This window comes from Bradyrhizobium sp. UFLA05-153 (genome assembly GCF_054185185.1).
This window is the reverse complement of sequence record NZ_JBBIAM010000256.1, coordinates 1-4459: the sequence shown is the minus strand read 5'-3', so window position 1 is coordinate 4459 and position 4459 is coordinate 1. Positions and strand designations below refer to the sequence as shown.

At 61.7% G+C, this 4459-nt stretch carries 3 protein-coding genes; 2 read left to right on the top strand and 1 reads right to left on the bottom strand.

Going from position 1 to position 4459, the window contains the following annotated elements:
• Positions 1-176 precede the first annotated feature (176 nt).
• Both Q2941_RS50860 and Q2941_RS50855 read left to right on the top strand, forming a co-directional pair.
• The gene (locus Q2941_RS50860; RefSeq protein ID WP_458197425.1) at positions 177-1160 is read left to right on the top strand and encodes an ABC transporter substrate-binding protein; all 984 of its coding nucleotides are present in this window, start codon (positions 177-179) and stop codon (positions 1158-1160) included.
• Positions 1161-1734: 574 nt separating this feature from the next.
• Complete coding sequence (locus Q2941_RS50855) at positions 1735-2658, top strand: glycosyltransferase family 2 protein (RefSeq protein WP_458197424.1); 924 nt, start codon at positions 1735-1737, stop codon at positions 2656-2658.
• Positions 2659-2791: 133 nt separating this feature from the next.
• Here the strand turns inward: Q2941_RS50855 and Q2941_RS50850 are convergent, their stop codons facing one another.
• Positions 2792-4297: a hypothetical protein gene (locus Q2941_RS50850; protein ID WP_458197423.1), complete on the bottom strand. Its 1506-nt coding sequence runs from the start codon at positions 4295-4297 to the stop codon at positions 2792-2794.
• Positions 4298-4459 lie beyond the last annotated feature (162 nt).

Here is a 4459-nt window from a genome sequence, read left to right as displayed (position 1 = left end):
GCCCGGTGCGTTAGCAGCGCTCGCCGGGATCTGGGTGGGGGGCGAGGAGCAATCCTCGTCCCTACCACGACCATTGGAGCCTGACCCTGACAGTTTCTGGCACCGTTTCGCGCCATATGCCGCTCGAAGCTGCTATAGTTTCGGGATTGCGCAAGGCCCACTCTCGGAGGGGTCACATGCGACGACGCGAGTTCATCACATTTCTCGGCGGCGCGACCGTGGCAAGCTACGTCGGCGCACGGGCGCAGCAGGCGGGAATGCCGGTGATAGGATTTCTCAGCTATGGCTCCGCCGAGCTGGTCGCTGGTCGCGTCCGTTCATTCCGCCAAGGCCTTGCAGAAGCCGGAATTATCGAGGGTCGCGACGCAACAATCGAATTTCGCTGGGCCGAGTACCAGACCGAGCGATTGCCCAAGCTGGCCAGCGAGTTGGTCAGCCGTGGGATCAACGTCTTAGCAGCACCCGGCAGTACCGCGGCCGCCCTTGCCGCGAAGGCCTCAAGCACAACGATCCCAATAGTCTTCTTCGTCGGCAGCGACCCGGTGCAACCTGGGCTGGTCGCCAGCCTTAAGCGGCCCGGCGGCAATATCACGGGGGTCACCAACCTGACGGTTGAGGTTGCTCCGAAGCGGCTCGAACTCCTCCACGAGCTGATGCCCGCCGCAACGGTCTTCGCCCTGATCGTAAATCCGACCACTCCGCTAGCGCAGATCGAATCGGGAGACTTGTTGGAGACGGCGCGCGTCCTCGGGCTTGAGCTGCACGTTCTACAGGCAACCAGCGAACGTGATTTCGATGAGGTCTTTTCAAAGCTAGTCCAATCGCACGCCGCCGCGTTGCTGATCGCCACCGATGGATTGTTCACTGCCCGAAGCGAACGATTGGCTATGCTTGCGCTGCGCCATGCGATCCCTGCCATCTCCAGCAATCTCGAGTTTGCCGCGGCTGGCGGTTTGATGAGCTACGGAAGCAGCGTTACCGATCCATTCCGGCTGGCTGGTGTGTACACCGGCAGAATTCTCAAGGGCGAAAATCCATCCGATATGCCGGTCCAGCAGTCAACGAAGATCGAACTCGCGATCAATCTCAAGACCGCCAAGGCGCTGAGCCTGACGGTACCGCCCGCGTTGCTCGCCCGTGCCGACGAGGTGATCGAGTAGCACGCGAATTGCTGCGATGCATGAGTCCGGAAGTGGCCCTTAACGACTATTCCCAACGCCGGTCGGCATGTCAGCAGTCAGAGGTAAACCGGCAGTAGCCGCGACGCGGCTAAATGGACGCTCATGACACAGGGCGGGCAGCGGCGGCCAATCCTGCCGTGATGCAAAACGCTGCGCTCAATTCACCGACGTGGTAGAGTGGGCGGCTGCTTCCCGAGGCACGCGTCATGGCGCTGCTGGTCGATCCGAGCAATCCCGCTGTTGCCGAGACCACAGCAAACCAGATTCTGGCGGGGAGGCCGCACGCTGGGGCTGGAGTTGCATGTGCTGAATGCCTCTAGGGCTCTGCGCCAGCTCCCGTCGCTAACACCGCTCGACCCAGCAAATCCAGCGGCCGGGGTGAACTCAGGACTGGATAAGGCTTGGAGGCAAGTCAGGCTGAAAAAATTGAGCTGAATGGCAAGCACGCGACGAAGCAGCGTTCCCGAGCTGTATGGGGTGATGTCTGCACTGATCCTCGGGAGCTTCGGTTTGCTGTCGGTTGAGCGCATGCTGCCGGCTCCATGGTCCGGCTATGAAGCAACAAAGTGTGGCGGTAATCCTCCCTTGTCGCAATGAAGAGGCGGCCGTCGGCGCCACGGTAACAGCATTTCGTGCGGCTTTGCCTGACGCTGCCATTTATGTCTTCGATAACAATTCGACTGACAATACCGTGAATGTAGCTCGTACGGCTGGCGCGATAGTTCGAACCGAACTGACGCCAGGAAAGGGCAACGTCGTCCGCCGGAGTTTTGCAGACATCGATGCCGATGTCTATGTGATGGCCGATGGCGACGCGACCTATGACGCAGCGGCTGCTCCGACGATGATACAGGAGTTGATTGAATGCCAGCTGGACATGGTGGTAGGTGTGCGAAGTTCGGTCGCTGACGCCTCTTTTAGGCCAGGCCACCGTCTCGGCAATGCGATCCTCACCGGAATGTTGTCGCTTATCTTCGGTCGCTCGTTCAGCGATGTCCTGTCGGGTTATCGCGTATTCTCGCGCCGGTTCGTAAAGAGCTTCCCAGCTCTCTCCGAAGGTTTTGAGGTAGAGACGGAGATCAGCATCCATGCTCTGGGGTTGCACATGCCGGTGGCCGAGATCGTGACTGCTTACAAAGTACGGCCGGAAGGTTCGACGTCCAAGCTCTCCACATTCCGCGACGGCTGGCGCATTTTGTTGACCATCCTGACGCTGTTTCGAATTGAAAGGCCGATGCTTTTTTTCGGTATGATTGGCACGTTGCTCGGGTTCGTTTCGATCGTGATCGCGATACCTCTTGCCGTCACGTATGCTAAGACCGGCTTAGTGCCGCGTTTGCCCACCGCGGTCCTTTCGACAGGACTCATGATACTCGCCTTCCTTAGCTTCTTCAGTGGAATGATTCTCGACACCGTCGTGCGTGGTCGCCGCGAGTTGCGGCGGCTTGCTTATTTGGCCCTGCAGCCCCCGGAATAAGAGTCTCGAGCTTTGCTCCGTAAGGACAGCTTTCTTCCAAAGACAGCTCCCAGGTTCAGGAGGCTGCCAAGATTGCGGCGCTAGAGCGATGCGCTTGCGTTTTCTCGCGCATGAGAGCTCGCGAATGATGCGGTTAGCCCCTCCTCAGGCGAGCGATAGTTTCGGCCAGTTCATCGGCGAAAAGAGACAGCAAGAGCCCAACCATCGGCACTGCGGGGACCAGATATCGCGAGATGTCGAGGGTGTGGACGCCGGCGGCGGTCACGATCGAAGCTGCCCACATCACGATCACGATACCTGCGCGCGTCAAGAACCCGGGGCACCGACGCCGCACAGCGGTCACCGTCCAAAATATGACGGCGATGACGAACGCGGTGGACAAGGCCCGATATAGATAGGCGGAGATGCCCGGGAGATCGGACAAGAGGCCGATCCGAACTGGTCCGCCTTGCAGATCGATCGGCTGGGCCGCCCGGCCGTGCCGCGCCATGATGTCGGACACGAGCGGCACGTCGTCGGTCGACACCGGTATGGCAGGGTCAAGTCCGTAGGGCGGCCACGCGACCGAGGCGCCATAAGCCATCTGACGGACGAACTTGCCCGCGTAAGCCAGCGGCCGGTCGCGCACGGCGGTCAGGAAGATACGCCGATAGGCCGCGGCCGCGCCGACGGCATTCCCGGCATCGCCGGCGATGTCTCGATCCAGCGCAGTGTCGAAGAGGCACGCGTCGCCGAAGAAGCCGAGCACCGGCCAGCGACCAGACTCCGTGGCGAAGTCGGCGGCAAGCCGCGCCATCGTGTCCTCAGTGCGGGCGCCCGCCGCCGACGCGATCTCGCGTCGCGCTGCATCGCTTCCGAGCACGATGTTCAGATGATTGCAGAACAGCGTCTTGGGGAGGAACACGACCGAGGCTTCGTCGGAGTTGGAAGCCCCGAGCCGGGAACCAGCAGCGAGGAGCCCGAGCGCGGCCGCAATAGACACGGCAATCACGGCAAAGCGCACGGATGTGTCTGGCCGGGCGAGGTTGACGCCCACCAGGACGGCGACGATTGGGACCAGGGCTCCCTGCGATCGGAAGCACACCGCGAGCGCCGCACACAGGATAGAAGCAGCGACCGTGCAGCACCGCGCCGCTTTGCCGACATAGCTTGCAACGAGCAATCCGGCCATTGCGAGATTGAGCAAGACCGCAAAAAGAAGCTCTGCGGTAACGACGTTCCTGAATAGCAGAAGACCCGGATACGTCGCCACGAGGATGATCGGCACGAGCCCAACGACGCTGCGCGTCGTCGCCTGGGCGGTTGCCGCCAGCGTCAGCACTAGGACTGCCCACGCCGCCTGCTGCACGCGCACCACTGTCCCAAGGTCGCCTCCGAACGCGAATATCACGGCCAAGAACGCCGGATAGCCCGGATCGCGCCCCCCCGCCACGGTGGGCCTTCCGGCCTCAAGCGTCCGAAATGCCGATTCCACGAAGGAAGCCGTGTCGCCCCAGATGACCGCGACCGCGGGCCTGAACGACACAACGATCACCACCAGCAGCGCTGCCCACGCGAGCACAACCCACTGGGCCGCGCCACCGCCCTGGCAGGCGGCTCCGCCCGTTGTACGCGCTCGAGGATCGCGGTCGGGCCGCATGATCGCCGTCCACACTGAAGTTCGAATTCCTACGACAAGTTGACGCCAACCAAGCCTCGCGCTCGTCCAGCTTGCGTCGATCAGGCTGTCCCTGTCGGAAACCCTAATCCGGCTGGTACGTGAGGTCGAATCGCGCAATGCTTTTGTCTCATGAGAGAAGCA